The sequence below is a fragment of the Nocardioides albus genome, from assembly GCF_014648255.1.
In the GTDB taxonomy this organism is placed as follows: domain Bacteria; phylum Actinomycetota; class Actinomycetes; order Propionibacteriales; family Nocardioidaceae; genus Nocardioides; species Nocardioides albus.
Map to the genome: position 1 here is coordinate 261,442 of NZ_BMQT01000009.1, position 14,172 is coordinate 275,613.

Here is a 14,172-nt window from a genome sequence, read left to right on the forward strand (position 1 = left end):
AGGGTGATTAGGTTAGGCAAGCCTAAGTGAGGCTACCCTAAACGCATCTCCGCCAGATGGGCGGGTCGAAGAGAGGACGATCACACCCGTGCCCCACTCCCCCAGCCAGGCCCGCCGAGTGCTCGCAGGCTTCGCCCTCGCCTCTCTCGGCAACGGCCTCACCCTGCCGTTCCTCTACGTCTACATGGCCCAGGTGCAGGACCTCGGGTCATCGACCGCGGGCTGGATGTTCGCCTGGATGGGTCTGATCGGCCTGGCCGCCGCCCCTGGCGTCGGCGCCCTCCTCGACCGCTTCGGGCCGCGTCCGGTGCTGGTCGGGGCCTTGGCCGTGGAGGCCGTATCCATAGGCTCGCTCGGCTTCGTCGACGGCACCGTGCCGACGATGGCGGTGCTGGCCGGCGTGGTGGTGGGTGCCTCTCCCCTCTGGCCCGGCACGACGACCCTGCTGGCAGCGATGGTCCCCGTCGACGGCCGCGAGCGGGCGTACGGCTTCGCCTTCCTCGGCCTGAACGTCGGCATCGGCGTCGGTGGCCTGGTCAGCGCATTCCTCGTCGATGTCGACCGCGCCGAGACCTTCCAGGTGCTCTACCTGTGTGACGCGCTCGCCTATCTGGCCTACGCGGCGGTGCTGGTGTTCCTTGTCCGCTCCCCTGCCTCGACCGAAGACGGCGCGGACCAAGAAGGCACTGGCGGGACCTGGGGCGAGGTGCTGCGCGACCGGCGAGCGGTGGCGCTGGTCGGCTGCGGCGTGCTCGCGGTGACCTTCGGCTACGGACAGCTCGAGGCAGGTGCGACCGCCTATGCCGTGGACGTGGCCGGAGTGCCGGCGACGGCACTGGGCTGGGCCTTCGCAGCGAACGCCGCCGTCATCGTCTGCGGGCAGGTGATCCTGCTGCGACTCACCTCCGGATGGCGGCGTACGTCCGCGCTCGCCTGCGCCGTCCTGACCTGGTCGCTGTCCTGGACCGTGCTGGCCGCCGCGGACCTGATGCCGACCGCCGGCGCGATCGCCGCAGTGGTGATCGGCCTCGCGATCTTCGGGCTCGGGGAGACGCTGTGGGCGCCGATCGTGACCGGTCTGGCGAACACCATCGCCCCCGACCACCTCCGGGGCCGCTACAACGCTTCCCTCGGCCTCACCCTGACCCTCGGCCAGATCCTCGGTCCTGCGCTGGCCGGGACCCTCATCGGCAGCGGACTCGGGCATCTGTGGGCTCTCGTCGTGATCGGCGGAACCCTCACGGCCGGTCTCGTACTGACCAGGCTTCGTTTCCTGCTCACCGAGGCGGAGGACGGCGCCGCCCCGCAGGCCGAGACCCTCCGGGAACCGGTCGACGTGGCCGCCGAGTAGGCGACCACGTCGATCAGGAGGCTCAGGATCAGCTGGAGAACGGAACCGCCTTCGCGGCGTCGGTGTGCCAGTTGGTGCCGATCGGCTGGTCGACCTCCGCTGGGCTCGGCAGCTTCAGGGACACGGGGTCCATGTCGCCCTCGTGCGCGGAGACGATGATCTCCTCGAACTGCACGCCACCCTCCTGCGGTCCGCTGTGTGGGTTCACCCCGGCGTACGCCTTGGTCGAGCCGGTCATCGTGATCGGCTCGCCCTCCGCCTGCTCGCTGGGCTTCACGTCGCCGGAGAGGCCCGAGCCGAAGCCGGCCTCGATCGTCCTGCCCTCCAGGGTGCAGGTCACGCCGGGCTCGGCGCTCGCCGTGATCAGGTAGTACCCACCCGCCTGGGACTCCTCGGAGACCGTGAAGGACAGGTCGCCGGTGGCGCACACCCCGCCGGACTCCTCGGAATCCTGGTCGGGCTCGGTGGTCGGCTCGGTCGTCGCCTCAGTGGCCGGCTCCGTCGATGGGCGCGGGCTGCTCTGCTCACCCCCGTCGTCGGCGGTCTCGGAGGAGCACGCCGATGCAGCGAGCGCGGTGGTGGCGGTGGCGAGGACGAGCGGCGCGATACGGTGCCGGAAACTGGTGGGCATCTGCTCTCTTGTCATGGTCTGGCGAGCGGAGGCTCGCTGGATGTCCGGGGCCCTGAATCTATACAGCCCGGGCGCTTTCCTTTACGTAGCCGAGCTGGTCGGCGTCGACGTCGGGTCAGATCAGACCGGTCTCCTGCGCGACGTGGATGGCCCGGGACCGGCTGTCGACGTCGAGCTTGGCGAAGATGTGCGCGAGGTGGCTCTTCACGGTGGCCTCGGTGACGAAGAGCGTGCGCGCGATCTCCTTGTTGGTCGCGCCCCTGGCGAGGTGCCGCAGCACCTCGATCTCGCGATCGGTGAGCTTCGGCAGCGGGCTGCGCATGCCCTTGAGCACCCGGGCGGCCAGGTCCGGAGCGAGGACCATGTCGCCGGCGGCGGCGCGGTGGATGCCCTGGACGATGACCTCAGGGTCGACGTCCTTGAGGAGGTAGCCGGCGGCACCCGCCTCGATCGCACCGAGCACCTCGGCGTCGCGGTCGAAGGTGGTCAGGATCAGCACGGCCGGCGCCGGTTCGAGGGCGCGCAGCGCGATCGTGGTCCGGATGCCGTCGATCCCGCTCCCGAGGCGCAGGTCGCACAGCACGACGTCGGGGTGAAGGTGACCGGCGAAGGTGATCGCCTCTTCGCCGGTGGCGGCCTCACCGACGACCGTCAGCGCGTCGCCTGCCTCGATCACGGCACGCAGGCCGCTGCGTACGACCGGGTGGTCGTCGACGAGGAGCACGGTGGTCGTCATGACTTCTCCCCATGGATCGGCAGGTGGGCCGAGACCGCAGTGCCTTCCCCGAGCGTGCTCTCGACGTCGAGGCCACCACCGAGCTCCCGCAGGCGCGCCCGCATGAAGCGTAGGCCGTAGCTGGAGGATCCGGCCCCGGCCTCCCGCTCCCAGGCGGCGACGTCGAAGCCGGCACCGTCGTCGCTGATGTCCAGGCGCACGGAGTCATGGTCGTCGGTCAGCGTGACGACGGCCCGGGTCGCACCGGCGTGGAGACGTACGTTGGCGAGCGCTGACTGCGCGGTGCGGAGCAGCGCGACCTCGACCTCGGTCCGCAGCAGCGGGAGCGTGTCGTCGACATGGAGCTCGACGTGCAGCCCGGCCTCCTCGTGGGTGCGGTCGAGCATCCGCCGAAGCGCCGAGGTGAGGGCGGCGTCCTCGAGCTCGGCCGGCGCCAGGGCCTCGACGATCCGGCGTACGTCCGCGAGACTGTCGCCCGCCAGCGCCTCGACCTGCGCGAACGTGCGCGACGACTCCGGGTCCGTGGTGCGGTTGCGTCCGGCGTGAGTGAGGAGCCGGATCGAGGAGAGCGCCTGGGCGATGGTGTCGTGGATGTCCCGGGAGATCCGGGTGCGCTCGGCGACCGCGCCGGAGTGCCGCTGTGCGAGCGCGAGCTCGTCCTGGAGCTCGGCCATCTCCTGCTGCGCGCTCCGCAGGGAGGTCACCAGCCGCTCACGCTCGGCGGCGTCCCGGAGGAGCTGCAGGTAGCCGCGGGAGATGCCGAAGGCAAAGACGCCGCCGATGACCGGCCCGAACACGTCGGCATAGCTGGTCGTGCCACGGCCCAGGACCGGGGCGACGATCACGACCGCGAGGACGAGCGCCGAGAAGAGCAGGCCCCATCGCAGCGGCAGCAGGTGACCGGCGAGCAGCCACAGCAGGAAGGCGAGCCAGACGAACTCGGCCGAGACCGCCACCGCGGCTGTCCAGATGGCCGCGAACCCGACCAGCCACCACACCGGGAGACGGCGCCAGCGTGTCCGACGCGGCAGGATCGTTCCGGCGGTGTGCCACAGCAGGATCGCGAGCCCGGAGACGACCGCAGCGGGAACCGCGACGCCGTCGCCGACGGCACGAGCGACGCCGATCGCCGTCAGCACGACCGCGATGACGTGCTGCCCGATCTCCATCGCCCGCACCGTCAGACCGGCCGGAGCCGAGTCCGAGGATCCGGGCCGCCACAGCGGCGCGTGTACGACACTCATGGGTTCAACTCGCCCTCCTGCAGGCGTCCCGGCCACCAGATACGGTCGCCGACCAGGCTGAAGATCGCCGGCACGATCACCGTACGCACCACCAGAGTGTCCACGACGACGCCCACACCGACGATGAGGCCCAGCTGTCCGAGGGTGACCAACGGGAGCACCCCGAGCGCGGCGAACACGGCGGCCAGCACGATCCCGGCGCTGGTGATCACGTTGCCGGTGTGGGCGACCGCCTCGACCATGCCCGCCCGGGTGCCCAGCCTCGTCGCGTCCGCGCGCGCCCGGTGGACGAGGAAGATCGTGTAGTCGATCCCCAGCGCGACCAGGAACAGGAAGGCCAGGATCGGCACCTGCAGGTCGAGCTCCTGCCGGTCGAAGACGATCCGGCTCAGCCAGGCACCGGCCCCGATCGCGGCGACCGCGCTGGCGAGGTTCACCAGGAGCAGCAGCGCCGGAGCGACCAGCGAACGCAGCAGCACGAGGAGCACCAGGAAGCTCACCGCGAGCACCAGCGGTGCGACCAGCAGCAGGTCGCGCTCGCCTCCGTCTCGCGCGTCCAGCTCGGTGGCGACCGCACCGCCGACCTTCGCCTCCGCGCCCGCGATCGGATGGACGGCGTCGCGGAGCTCGGTGATCTGGTCGAGGCTCTGCTCGGTCCCGGGCGAGTAGGCGCTGGTCACCGCGATCTTCGTGATGGAGCCGTCGTCCGTCGTCCCGGCCGGACGGGCACGCACCACGCCCTCGATCTCTCCCACGGCCGCGACCACCTGGTCGGCCGCCGAGGTGTCGGCGATGACGTACACCGGCTGGGCCTCCCCCGGCGGGAAGTGGGCCGACATCTTCTCCAGACCGGCAGCCGACTCGGACTGCACCCGGAACCTCTCGACCTGGTCGAGCCCGACCGAGGTGCCGAACAGCCCCGTGGCCATCACCGCGAGCAGCGCGAGCCCACCGATCAGGCTGATCGCCGGACGCTTCGCCACCCGGGATGCGACCGCACGCCACGTACGTCCCTGGCTCCGGGCCTCGCCAGGACGAGGGATGAACGGCCAGAACAGCCTGCGACCGCACACCGCCAGGAATGGCGGCAGCACGAACAGCACCGCGGCGACAGCGATCAGGAGACCGATCGCAGCCGGGATCCCCAGCCCACGGGTCATCGGGATCGTGGCGAAGACGAGGGCCAGCAGGGCGAGCACCACTGTCACGTTCGAGGCGACCACCGCCGGCACCGTCTTCCGCCAGGCCCGGCTCAATGCCGCTCGGTCGTCGTCGGTCTCCCCCAGCTCCTCGCGGTATCGGGAGATCAGCAGGAGGGCGTAGTTCGTGCCCGCGCCGAACACGAGCACGCTGATGATGCCCGCGTCGAAGTCGAGGTTCCACAGCACCCCGGCGCCAGCGGTGACCCGCGCGGCCAGCCCGTCGGCGAGCGCGACCACGATCAGCGGGACCAGCCACAGCACCGGCGAGCGGTAGGTGATGACGAGCAGGACCGCGACGATCAGGATCGTCACCAGCAACAGGGTGACATCAGCGCCCTCGAACGAGGCGGCCATGTCGGCACCGAAGGCGGGACCACCCGTCACCTGCAGGGTGAGCCTGTCCGGAGCCGACGCCGCGATGTCGGTACGCAGCGCCTTGATCGCCGCCGCCGTCTCGGCGTCGTCGGCGCCGACCGTGATCGGGGCAGCCAGGACCGCCGCTCTCCCGTCCTCGCTGACCATCGGCGCGGTGGCACCGGTCTCGCCGATCACCGGGACGAGCTCTCCAAGGCCTTCGAGATCGGCCTCGGAGAGCTCGCCACCGTCGTCTCGCGAAGCCACGACGAGCGCCGACTGGCGGTCCGCGTCGGGGAACTCCTCGAGGAGCCGGCTCACCTGCGTCGACTCCGAGTCCACCGGCGCCTGCCCGGACTGGTTCTGCGGCTCGACCCCGCTGAGAAGCCCGAAGAGCGAGCCCATCACCATCACCGCGAGCCCGAGCGCCAGCCACGCTCCGCGACGCGAGGTCAACCTGTCTGCGAGATGTGGGCGGGCGGTCGAGCGCGCATGAACCAGTGAATCTGCCATGCCTGCAACTCCACCAGTCGCGGCGTCTCAGATCATCGCGAGCAAGACTGAATCAGGCCTCAACCAAATGGATGATGCCGCTGGTCACTCCTGCGGCCCGATCACGACGCGGCTGACGACCGGGAGGTGGTCGGAGGCGACCGGATCGGCCATGACGACCTCGGCGGTGACCGGGCGCACGCGATCGGTGACGTAGAGGTTGTCGATGCGGCCGTGCGGCTCCTCGGCAGGGTAGGTGAAGCCGTCCCCGCGGCCGGCGACCTCCCACGCGTCGTCGAACGCCGCGGTCAGCGTGGCGATCTCGGGAGCGTCGGGGTAGGCGTTGAAGTCGCCGACCACGATCGCCGGGTCCGCCTCGTCGACCAGGTCGACGATCTCGGTGGTCTGGTGCTGCCGGATGTCCTGGGAGCTGTGCTCCAGGTGGGTCGAGTAGAAGTCGAGTCGCTGGCCGCGTACATCGATCGTCGCGCGGAGCAGCCCTCGCTGCTCCTTGCCGTCGGCGTTGTAGAGATGGGTGTTCTCGCTCGAGACGATCGGGTAGCGGGAGAGCACGGCGGTGCCGTACTGGCTGCGCTCGGTCTGCCCGGCCGGCGGCGGGGCGTCGAGGTTCGCGCCGTACGCCGAGTGCCAGCCCAGCAGACGCGCCAGCGCCGCCGGCTGGTCGACCCAGCCGCTGCGTGCGGAGTAGTGCCGGTCGACCTCCTGGAGCCCGACCACGTCGGCCCCGCTGTTCTCGATGACGTCCGCGATCCGCTGGAGGTCGAGCACGGCGTCGGTGCCTTGGGCGTGGTGGACGTTGAACGTCATGACGTCGACGACCCGTGCGCCGTCGGCGCCGTCGGCGGCGTCAGCATCGTCGGCGGCGGCCGGCGCGGGCACCGCCAACGACACCGAACCCAGGAGTAGAAGCGGAAGCAGAAGCGCTGACAACAGACGATGTGGCATGGGGTGACTCACTCTCCGTCAGAGACCGAAGCCCGAACGCTACGGCCGCCACCGGTCACCCCGACGGCACCGAGACGAACGACGCCGGAACATCGGGCCACCCGGGTGCGGCCCGTGCCGTCATGATGGCACCGCCCGATCCACGGCGCTCGGCTTTACGGCCAGCACAGGGCAGGTGGCGTCGAGCAGAATCCGCTGAGCGGTGCTGCCGAAGACCAGCTTGCCGACCGGCGTCCGGGCACGGAGACCCACGACGATCAGGCGCGAGTCGAGCCGCTGGGCCACCTGGATGACGGTGTCGCTGGGGTCACCGAGGTCTCCGTGCTCGATCACGACCCGGCCGGCGAGATCCGGCCATCGAGCTGCGATCTCGTCGATCTCGGGAACCTGCTCGTCCCGTACTGCTGCGACGAGAACCACCGTCTCCTCCTCCCGGGACTCAGCGACCGCGGCCGTGACAGCTGCGTGTCCGGGCGGGGTGTCTGCATAGGCGACGACGATGGTCATCGGTGTTCCTTTCGGTGAAGCGAACATGGGCAGAAGGCCTGGTCACTGCAGCAGACCCAGGGGCAGGTCGACCGGCAACAGCGAGGGCAGCGCCACCAGGACCGCGCTGAGCACGAGGGTGTAGATGATCGCCGTGCGTGGGCGGACGCGGGCTGCGTAAAGGAGGAACAAGGGCGTGAAGACCAGGGTCGCCGCGACATAACCGCCGGCCATGACGAGGACCAGGAACGCCGCCATCGCTGCGAAGGTCCGCACCGCGATCATCAGGTCCTGGCGGCGAGCCAGGGACCGGGCATCGATTCTCGGCTCCACGCGAGTGGCGAGCATGGTCGCCCCGGACGAACCAGTCGGCTCGTCGACGACTCCGCTGTGGTCTCGCCGGGACCCCCGCGGCCGCACCCGGAGCTCCTGCCAGGTCAGGACAGCCGCCACGGCCAGGCCGCCCAGCGCCACGAGGCGAGGCATCAGTCGCGCCTCCGCGGAGAACGACCCGCTCACCCAGAACGCTCCTGCGAAGACCAGGACCGCGATGACCGCGACCCCGAGGGACCAGGGCGTACGCGCCAGCGAACCCTCCAGCTCGTCGCCGTCCTTGTCATCGTTCTCGTGCTCGTCCCGGTGACCGTCGTCAACCGCACCGGTGGCCTTCCGAAGCCGCTTGACCACGGCCCACAGCACCGGCACGACCAGCAGCGCAGCGAAGATCAGCACACCGGGTCGCGCGACCCAGGAGGCACCGTCGTACAGGCTGGCGGTCAGGTAGTAGTAGCGCTCCATCGGGATGGCCAGGACGAAGCCGATCAGGAACGGAGCCCGCGGCATCCCGGTGGCCTTGAGGAAGAAGCCGACCACACCGAGCGCGACCATCACCCACAGGTCTCCGATCTGGCCACCTTCTTGGAATGCGCCCAAGAGCATGATCACGAGAAGGCCCGGCCCGAGCACGGCGAACGGCACCTTGGTGAGCTTGGCGAGAGACCCTGTCGCCAGGAAGCAGAGGAAGGCGCCGGCGACGGAGGCGATCGCGAAGGCCCAGACGATGAGGTACATCAGGTCGAGGTGTTCGGTGACGATCGCGGGGCCCGGCTGGATGCCGTACGTCAGCAGCATCCCGAGCAGCATCGCCGACGGGACGCCGCCGGGGATGCCGAAGAGGAAGGTCGGGATCAGGTCGCCGGCCTCGACGGAGTTGTTGGCACTCTCCGGACCGACGATGCCGCGAGGGTCACCCTTGCCGAACTTCCGCTTGTCCTTGGCGGTGGCGACCGCCTGCCCGTAGGCGAGCCAGGTGCCGGCGGTGGCGCCGACCCCGGGGAGCACGCCGGCCCAGATGCCGATCAGCGCACCGCGGATGACGTGTGTCCAGTGGGTCAGCCACTCGCGGATGCCGGCTCCCCAGCCGCCGATGAGCTCCACCGGCTTCTCGGTGACTCGTCGCTGGCCGACCCGGCTGGCGATCTCGGCGAGCCCGAAGACACCCAGCGCGACGGCGACCAGCGAGATGCCGTCGCTGAGGAACAGCGACCCGAAGGAGAACCGCTCCTCGGCCGTGGTGGGCGAGGTGCCGACGAGTCCGAGCAGGATCCCGAGCAGGCCGGCGGTCAGGCCCTTGACGACGTTGCCGCGCGAGAGGACGGCGGCGAGCGAGACCCCGAGGATGGTCAGCATGAAGAGCTCCGGGCTGCCGAAAGACAGCACCAGGGGCCGGGCCAGCGGGATGGCGAGCGTGAGTCCTACCGCTCCGATCAGGCCGCCGGCCATCGAGGAGAGGAAGGCGAGGGACAAGGCGCGTTTGGCCTGTCCTTGTCGCGCCATGGAGTAGCCGTCGAGCATCGTCACGCTGGCGGAGGCGGAGCCGGGTGCGCCCAGCAGGACGGCGGCGACCGTGTCAGAGGTGTGCACCACGGCGAGTGCTCCGATGAGCATCGCGAGTGCGGGCTCGGGTTCCATGCCGAACGTGACCGGGAGGAGGATCGCCACCGCGCCCGTGCCACCGAGACCCGGGATCAGGCCGATGACCAGGCCGGCGACCACGCCGACGGCGAGCATCATGAGAAGCGAGGGATCGGCCAGAGAGGCCAAAGCCGAGAAGGCTGCGTCAGTCATGTGTCTGCCCTCAGTCGATCGTGATGTCGTAGTCGGTCTCGAGCAGCTCGAGGACGTCTTGACGGACGCTCTCGTCCACCTGGTACGCCTCGCCGATCCGCTCGGGGAGGTCGGCTGAGGCGTCGAGCGGGTAGCCGCCGAGCACCTCGGCGGCGGACTTCTGGAACGCGGGATCGGCACCCATCTCGTCGGCCGTGGAGCGCAGCAGCTCGACCGCCTCGTCCGGTGTGTCCTCAGGCACCCAGAGCGCCTTCTGGTAGGTGTAGGTCAGCGCCAGGATGGCGCGGTAGGTCTCCAGCGCCTCGGGGTCCGGCTGCTTGCCATGGAGCTTCTCGTACGCCTCGACGACGGTCGGCAGGTCCGGGAAGTTGGGATCGCGCACGATCTCGCCGTCCTCGTTCACCTGCCCCAGCGAGAAGAGCGGCACCGCGGTGCCGTCCTCGACGAGCGGCTCGACCGCGGGCTCGTACGACGAGGTCGTCTGGTAGTCGATGTCGACCTCGCCGCGCTGGAGCGCGAGGTTGACCGGGCCGCGGCCCTCGAAGCCGAAGGTCGAGTCGATGTCGGCCGAGAGGAGGTCGAAGGCCAGCATCGTGGTGAGGTCGAGACTGGTCGCCGCGATGCCGCCGAAGATGAGCGGCTCGTCCCGGTCGACGAGGTCTTCGACCCCGCGTACGCCGGCACCGGTCCGGGCGTAGACGACTGCCCCGGTGCCGTTGGCCAGGACGGGTCGCAGCTTGTTGAAGTCGTATCTCACCGCCGGCATGTCGAGGAGGTAGGGCACCACCGTCGATGCCGTGCTGACCAGCACCTCGGTTCCATCGGTCTTCGCCGAGGTCATGAAGTGGTTGGTTCCGACGATGCCCTCACCGCCGTCGTCGTTGACCGGAGCCAGGCCGGGTGATCCCGGGACCGCCTCGGTCAGCTCGGCTCCGACGAACCGCGCCCAGGTGTCCGTGCCGCCGCCCTCGGCCAGCGGGATCATCATCTCGACGGTCTCACCCGAGTAGTCGCCATCGGCCGTGGAGGCGGCCGGGTTCAAGAAGTCCCCGCCCAGGACGGAGACGCCCACCGCCAGCGCGGTGAAGCCTGCCAGTACGGCGCCGGCGAGTCGCGGGGTCGGCGCGGCACGTTCCGGCGGATCCTGCGTGGCGCCGGCCTCCGCATCGGCGGTCGTGGCCACGTCCTCTTCTTCGACGTGCTGGGTCATGAGTTCCTCCAGGTGAAGCGAGCCTCACACGGGCATCCCGTGTCAAGAGGTCAGATGGTCAAGCCGATGCGGACGGCAGCAGCGGCGGTTCCGGCAGCACGACGGATCCGTGGGCGAGTCGGCGGTAGGTGCGTACGACGCCGACGACGGGGACGCCGTTGTGCTCCTCGGCGAAGGTGCTGACGCTGCCCGCGGGCGTGCCGAGCCGCAGGCCGGTGGCGGACCGCCGTTCGGGGACGAGGTCGTGGACCACTGTTCCGGGCGCATCGGCGGCCAGCGTGAGCGCCACCGAGCCGGTCACCGGGACTGCCGGATGGAAGCGCCCCATCGACAGCATGCGGACACTCAGATCGGCCCATTCCTCGCTCGCTGGATCGGAGGCGGCGACCAGAGCGAGCTTCGGAACGGCCCGAGCGACGGCCTCCGGGGTCGGCGCGAGCCCCATCAGGACACCCGCCTCCCGGCGTACGGCATCGAGACGGGCGAGAAGCCCGGGCACCGCGTCGAGCTCGGCGATGTCCTCGTCACCGCGCACACCGAAGTCGGCGGCGCGGGCGGCGACGACCGGGGCGCCGGCGTCGACCAGTGTGACGACCACGCCCCCGACGGACTCGGACAGGGCGTCACGCTGGTGCCCTGTGGGGAAGAGCCGTCCGGTGCTGCGGCCAGCCGGGTCGACGAAGCCCATCCGCACCGGAGCGCCCAGGAAGGGAACCCCGGGGATGGTCTCGGATGCGTCCTCGTCGAGCACGCCTCCGGGGGTCGGAACGCGCTGGAGGATGAGCTGGTCGGTGTTGGTGTTGAGCACCCGGACGGCAGTCTCCGGCGCCCCGGTGCGTACCCATCCCTCGCGGATCGCGAACGACGCGACCACCGCGGAGCAGTTTCCGCAGTTGCTCCCCCAGTCGACCTTGGCCTCCTCGATGCCGATCTGGGCGAAGGTGTACTCCACATCCACCCCGGATGCCGCCGAGGGCGCGAGGATGACCGCCTTGCTCGTGGTCGACGTACCGCCGCCGACGCCATCGACCTGGCGGTGGTCAGGGCTGCCGTAGATCCGCAGCAGCACCTCGTCGACGGACAGGTCCGGGACCTGCAGGTCGTCGCGACGGAAGACCCAGCACTTGCTGGTGCCACCCCGCATCCATGTCGCGGCGATCTCGCGCATATTGCCTCCTGAGCCGAGCCGTCCGGGCTTTCCGGACCTACACAGACTGGAGCCGCGTGACTTGTAGCACAATCACGAGATGGAACATGATCATGTAGCAAAACTGCATGCATCGGAGGCGCTCGGGAACCGCCTGCGCGCGCGGCCGCGTGTCGCCGCCGCTGAAGCAGTACTGCACGCCCCTACATAGCCATGTAGAAGATCTTCATGGAGACTGGAGCCGTGCTCGACATCAAACGGCTGCAGATCCTGTTGGCGATCGTGGAGGAAGGATCCGTGACCAGCGCCGCCACCGCGCTGGGCTACACGCCATCGGCGATCTCCCAGCAGCTCCTGAGGCTCGAGCGCGAAGCCGGCCAGCCGCTCCTCGACCGTCATGCCCGGGGCATGACACCGACAGATGCGGGCCTCGTGCTCGCCACGCACGCCCGTAAGGTCCTGCGCCAGCTGGCCGCCGCCGAGTCGGATCTCGCGGACATCGCCGGAGTTCGCCGCGGCAGCGTCACGCTGGGAGCTTTTCCCACAGTGGGCAGCTCGTTCCTGCCGCTCGCGGTCCGCCGCTATCGCGAGCTCTACCCCAACATCGCGATGACCATCCACAGCGGACGGGAGGACGACTTGGTACGCATGCTGGAAGAGGGCAAGGTCTCGATGTCGCTCCTGTGGGACTACTCGTGGGATCGGATCGACAACGACGAGATCGTCCTGGCAGAGCTCTTCAGCGACCCCACGGTGCTGCTCGTCGGCTCAACGCACCGGCTGGCCCGCCGTCGCAGGGTACGGATGGCCGACCTCGCCGACGAGGCGTGGATCATCCGCGCTGGTGGCCACCCCGTCGTCGAGGTCCTGCAGCGCAGTGCCGTCGCCGCCGGGTTCACGCCGACCATCGCGTTCCAGGCGAACGACTATCAGGAAGCCCAGGCCATGGTGAGCGTCGGGCTCGGCATCGCTCTCGCCCCGAGGACCGCCACGGTCAACCAGCATCCCGACGTGCGCGTGGTCTCCTTGGGCGACACCGCTCCCCCGAGGCGCGTCCTCGTCGCCCACCGCACCGGTCGGGTCCGTAGCGCCGCTGAGCTCGCCCTGCACGATGTACTCATCGAGACGTCTGCGACCTACGCGTGACCCAGGCCGGGCAGGACCGGCACCGCGAGGCGCCGGCGATCCGGACTAGCCGCCCATCAGATCCACGAGGGAATGGCCGCGGTCGGTTCTCGACACGAAGACCTTTCGAGCCACGCGCTCTCGGGTGACCAGACCGGCAGCCTCGAGGTGGTCGCGATGGAACGTGATGAGGCTGGGCGCGAGATCGAGCAGAGCTGCCAGGTCACTCATCGCCGTCGGCCGCGTGAGGGCGCGAAGCAGGTCGGCTCGGACATCACCGACCAGCTCGGCGAGGAGGTCTGGCCGGACACGGCCGTCATGGTCGATCCGGTCGTTGAACCCCGGGAGCGGGTAGGTGATCCGGTGCACACGCAGGCCGTCGTCATCGTCGAACATGATTCCCGCGGTTCGAGGCCCCGCGAGGCTGGGCACCATCTCGACGCGATCGGCCAGCCCGAAGACGGGGAGATCGCGCGGCTGGGGTGCTGCCGAGGTCCACGGGATGTAGAGCGTGCGACCCTGGATCCTGCTACCGAGCACGCGGCCGAGAAGGAGCGCCATCCTCGCCTCGACGGTCGTGGCCGTCGAGATGGAGCGCTCTTCACGAGCAAGCAGGGACGACGCCTCGGGCCACAGCCGCTTGGTGAGTGAAGACGCCTTGCCGAGCACCTCCCAGCTCCGACGCAGATGGACGGTGGGACGCTGCTCGAGGTCGGCCAGCAACGGCGGCAGGTCGGTGCCGATGACGGCCTTGAGCAGTGCTGGAACGAGCTCGCCGGTGTCCTCGCGGAGGATCTCCAAACACTCCTCGATCGTGTGCTGCCGCGGCCCCGCCGGCTCCGCGAAGGTCGCAGGCGTGAAGCGGCGCCATGGTTCCAGCACGCGGACCGAGCTGCGAGGGATCTGGTCGAGGATCTCCCGCTTCCATTCGCCATTCATGCCTGTCGGGTTGAACCCGACGGCGTCGAGGAGCTGCATCGAGACGCTCGTGAACGGGTGCCGGGCCATGGTCAGTCGAATCGACTCGAGCCCAGCAAGATCGATGGACAGCACGCCACCATTATCAGTGGATACGACCAGCCGATCCTGGGCGCTGACGAT

Annotated in this window: 12 protein-coding genes; 2 read left to right on the forward strand and 10 right to left on the reverse strand. The window is 69.8% G+C overall.

Features of this window, described 5'->3' with window-relative positions; translation table 11 throughout:
• Positions 1 to 88: 88 nt before the first annotated feature.
• Positions 89 to 1,351 (forward strand): MFS transporter, encoded by a 1,263-nt coding sequence (locus tag IEY84_RS19960; protein WP_183546198.1) that lies wholly within the window; start codon positions 89 to 91, stop codon positions 1,349 to 1,351.
• 28 nt (positions 1,352 to 1,379) lie between these two features.
• Here the strand turns inward: IEY84_RS19960 and IEY84_RS19965 are convergent, their stop codons facing one another.
• The 9 genes from IEY84_RS19965 to IEY84_RS20005 all read right to left on the reverse strand — a co-directional run bounded on the left by IEY84_RS19965 (position 1,380) and on the right by IEY84_RS20005 (position 11,967).
• On the reverse strand, positions 1,380 to 1,982 hold the full coding sequence (locus tag IEY84_RS19965; protein WP_183546200.1) for a DUF4232 domain-containing protein: 603 nt from the start codon (positions 1,980 to 1,982) through the stop codon (positions 1,380 to 1,382).
• Positions 1,983 to 2,097: 115 nt separating this feature from the next.
• The gene (locus IEY84_RS19970) at positions 2,098 to 2,718 is read right to left on the reverse strand and encodes a response regulator (RefSeq protein ID WP_183546202.1); all 621 of its coding nucleotides are present in this window, start codon (positions 2,716 to 2,718) and stop codon (positions 2,098 to 2,100) included.
• Positions 2,715 to 3,962, reverse strand: a complete 1,248-nt coding sequence (locus tag IEY84_RS19975) for a sensor histidine kinase (RefSeq protein ID WP_183546204.1) — start codon at positions 3,960 to 3,962, stop codon at positions 2,715 to 2,717. Before IEY84_RS19975 ends, IEY84_RS19970 begins: the two co-directional genes overlap by 4 nt.
• Complete coding sequence (locus IEY84_RS19980; protein ID WP_183546206.1) at positions 3,959 to 6,031, reverse strand: MMPL family transporter; 2,073 nt, start codon at positions 6,029 to 6,031, stop codon at positions 3,959 to 3,961. Before IEY84_RS19980 ends, IEY84_RS19975 begins: the two co-directional genes overlap by 4 nt.
• Positions 6,032 to 6,115: 84 nt before the next feature.
• On the reverse strand, positions 6,116 to 6,961 hold the full coding sequence (locus IEY84_RS19985; RefSeq protein WP_229788863.1) for an endonuclease/exonuclease/phosphatase family protein: 846 nt from the start codon (positions 6,959 to 6,961) through the stop codon (positions 6,116 to 6,118).
• A 135-nt stretch (positions 6,962 to 7,096) separates the two neighbouring features.
• A complete protein-coding gene (locus tag IEY84_RS19990; RefSeq protein WP_183546210.1) occupies positions 7,097 to 7,483 on the reverse strand; it encodes a universal stress protein in 387 nt (128 codons plus the stop codon).
• Positions 7,484 to 7,525: 42 nt separating this feature from the next.
• Positions 7,526 to 9,589, reverse strand: a complete 2,064-nt coding sequence (locus IEY84_RS19995) for a tripartite tricarboxylate transporter permease (RefSeq protein WP_183546212.1) — start codon at positions 9,587 to 9,589, stop codon at positions 7,526 to 7,528.
• Positions 9,590 to 9,599: 10 nt separating this feature from the next.
• Positions 9,600 to 10,799, reverse strand: coding sequence for a Bug family tripartite tricarboxylate transporter substrate binding protein (locus tag IEY84_RS20000; RefSeq protein ID WP_183546214.1), 1,200 nt, complete (start codon positions 10,797 to 10,799; stop codon positions 9,600 to 9,602).
• 58 nt (positions 10,800 to 10,857) lie between these two features.
• On the reverse strand, positions 10,858 to 11,967 hold the full coding sequence (locus tag IEY84_RS20005) for a PrpF domain-containing protein (protein WP_183546216.1): 1,110 nt from the start codon (positions 11,965 to 11,967) through the stop codon (positions 10,858 to 10,860).
• A 207-nt stretch (positions 11,968 to 12,174) separates the two neighbouring features.
• Between IEY84_RS20005 and IEY84_RS20010 the strand changes: the two genes are divergently transcribed.
• A complete protein-coding gene (locus IEY84_RS20010) occupies positions 12,175 to 13,092 on the forward strand; it encodes a LysR family transcriptional regulator (protein ID WP_183546218.1) in 918 nt (305 codons plus the stop codon).
• Positions 13,093 to 13,137: 45 nt separating this feature from the next.
• Here the strand turns inward: IEY84_RS20010 and IEY84_RS20015 are convergent, their stop codons facing one another.
• Complete coding sequence (locus tag IEY84_RS20015) at positions 13,138 to 14,124, reverse strand: ArsR/SmtB family transcription factor (protein ID WP_183546220.1); 987 nt, start codon at positions 14,122 to 14,124, stop codon at positions 13,138 to 13,140.
• Between the last annotated feature and the right edge of the window lie 48 nt (positions 14,125 to 14,172).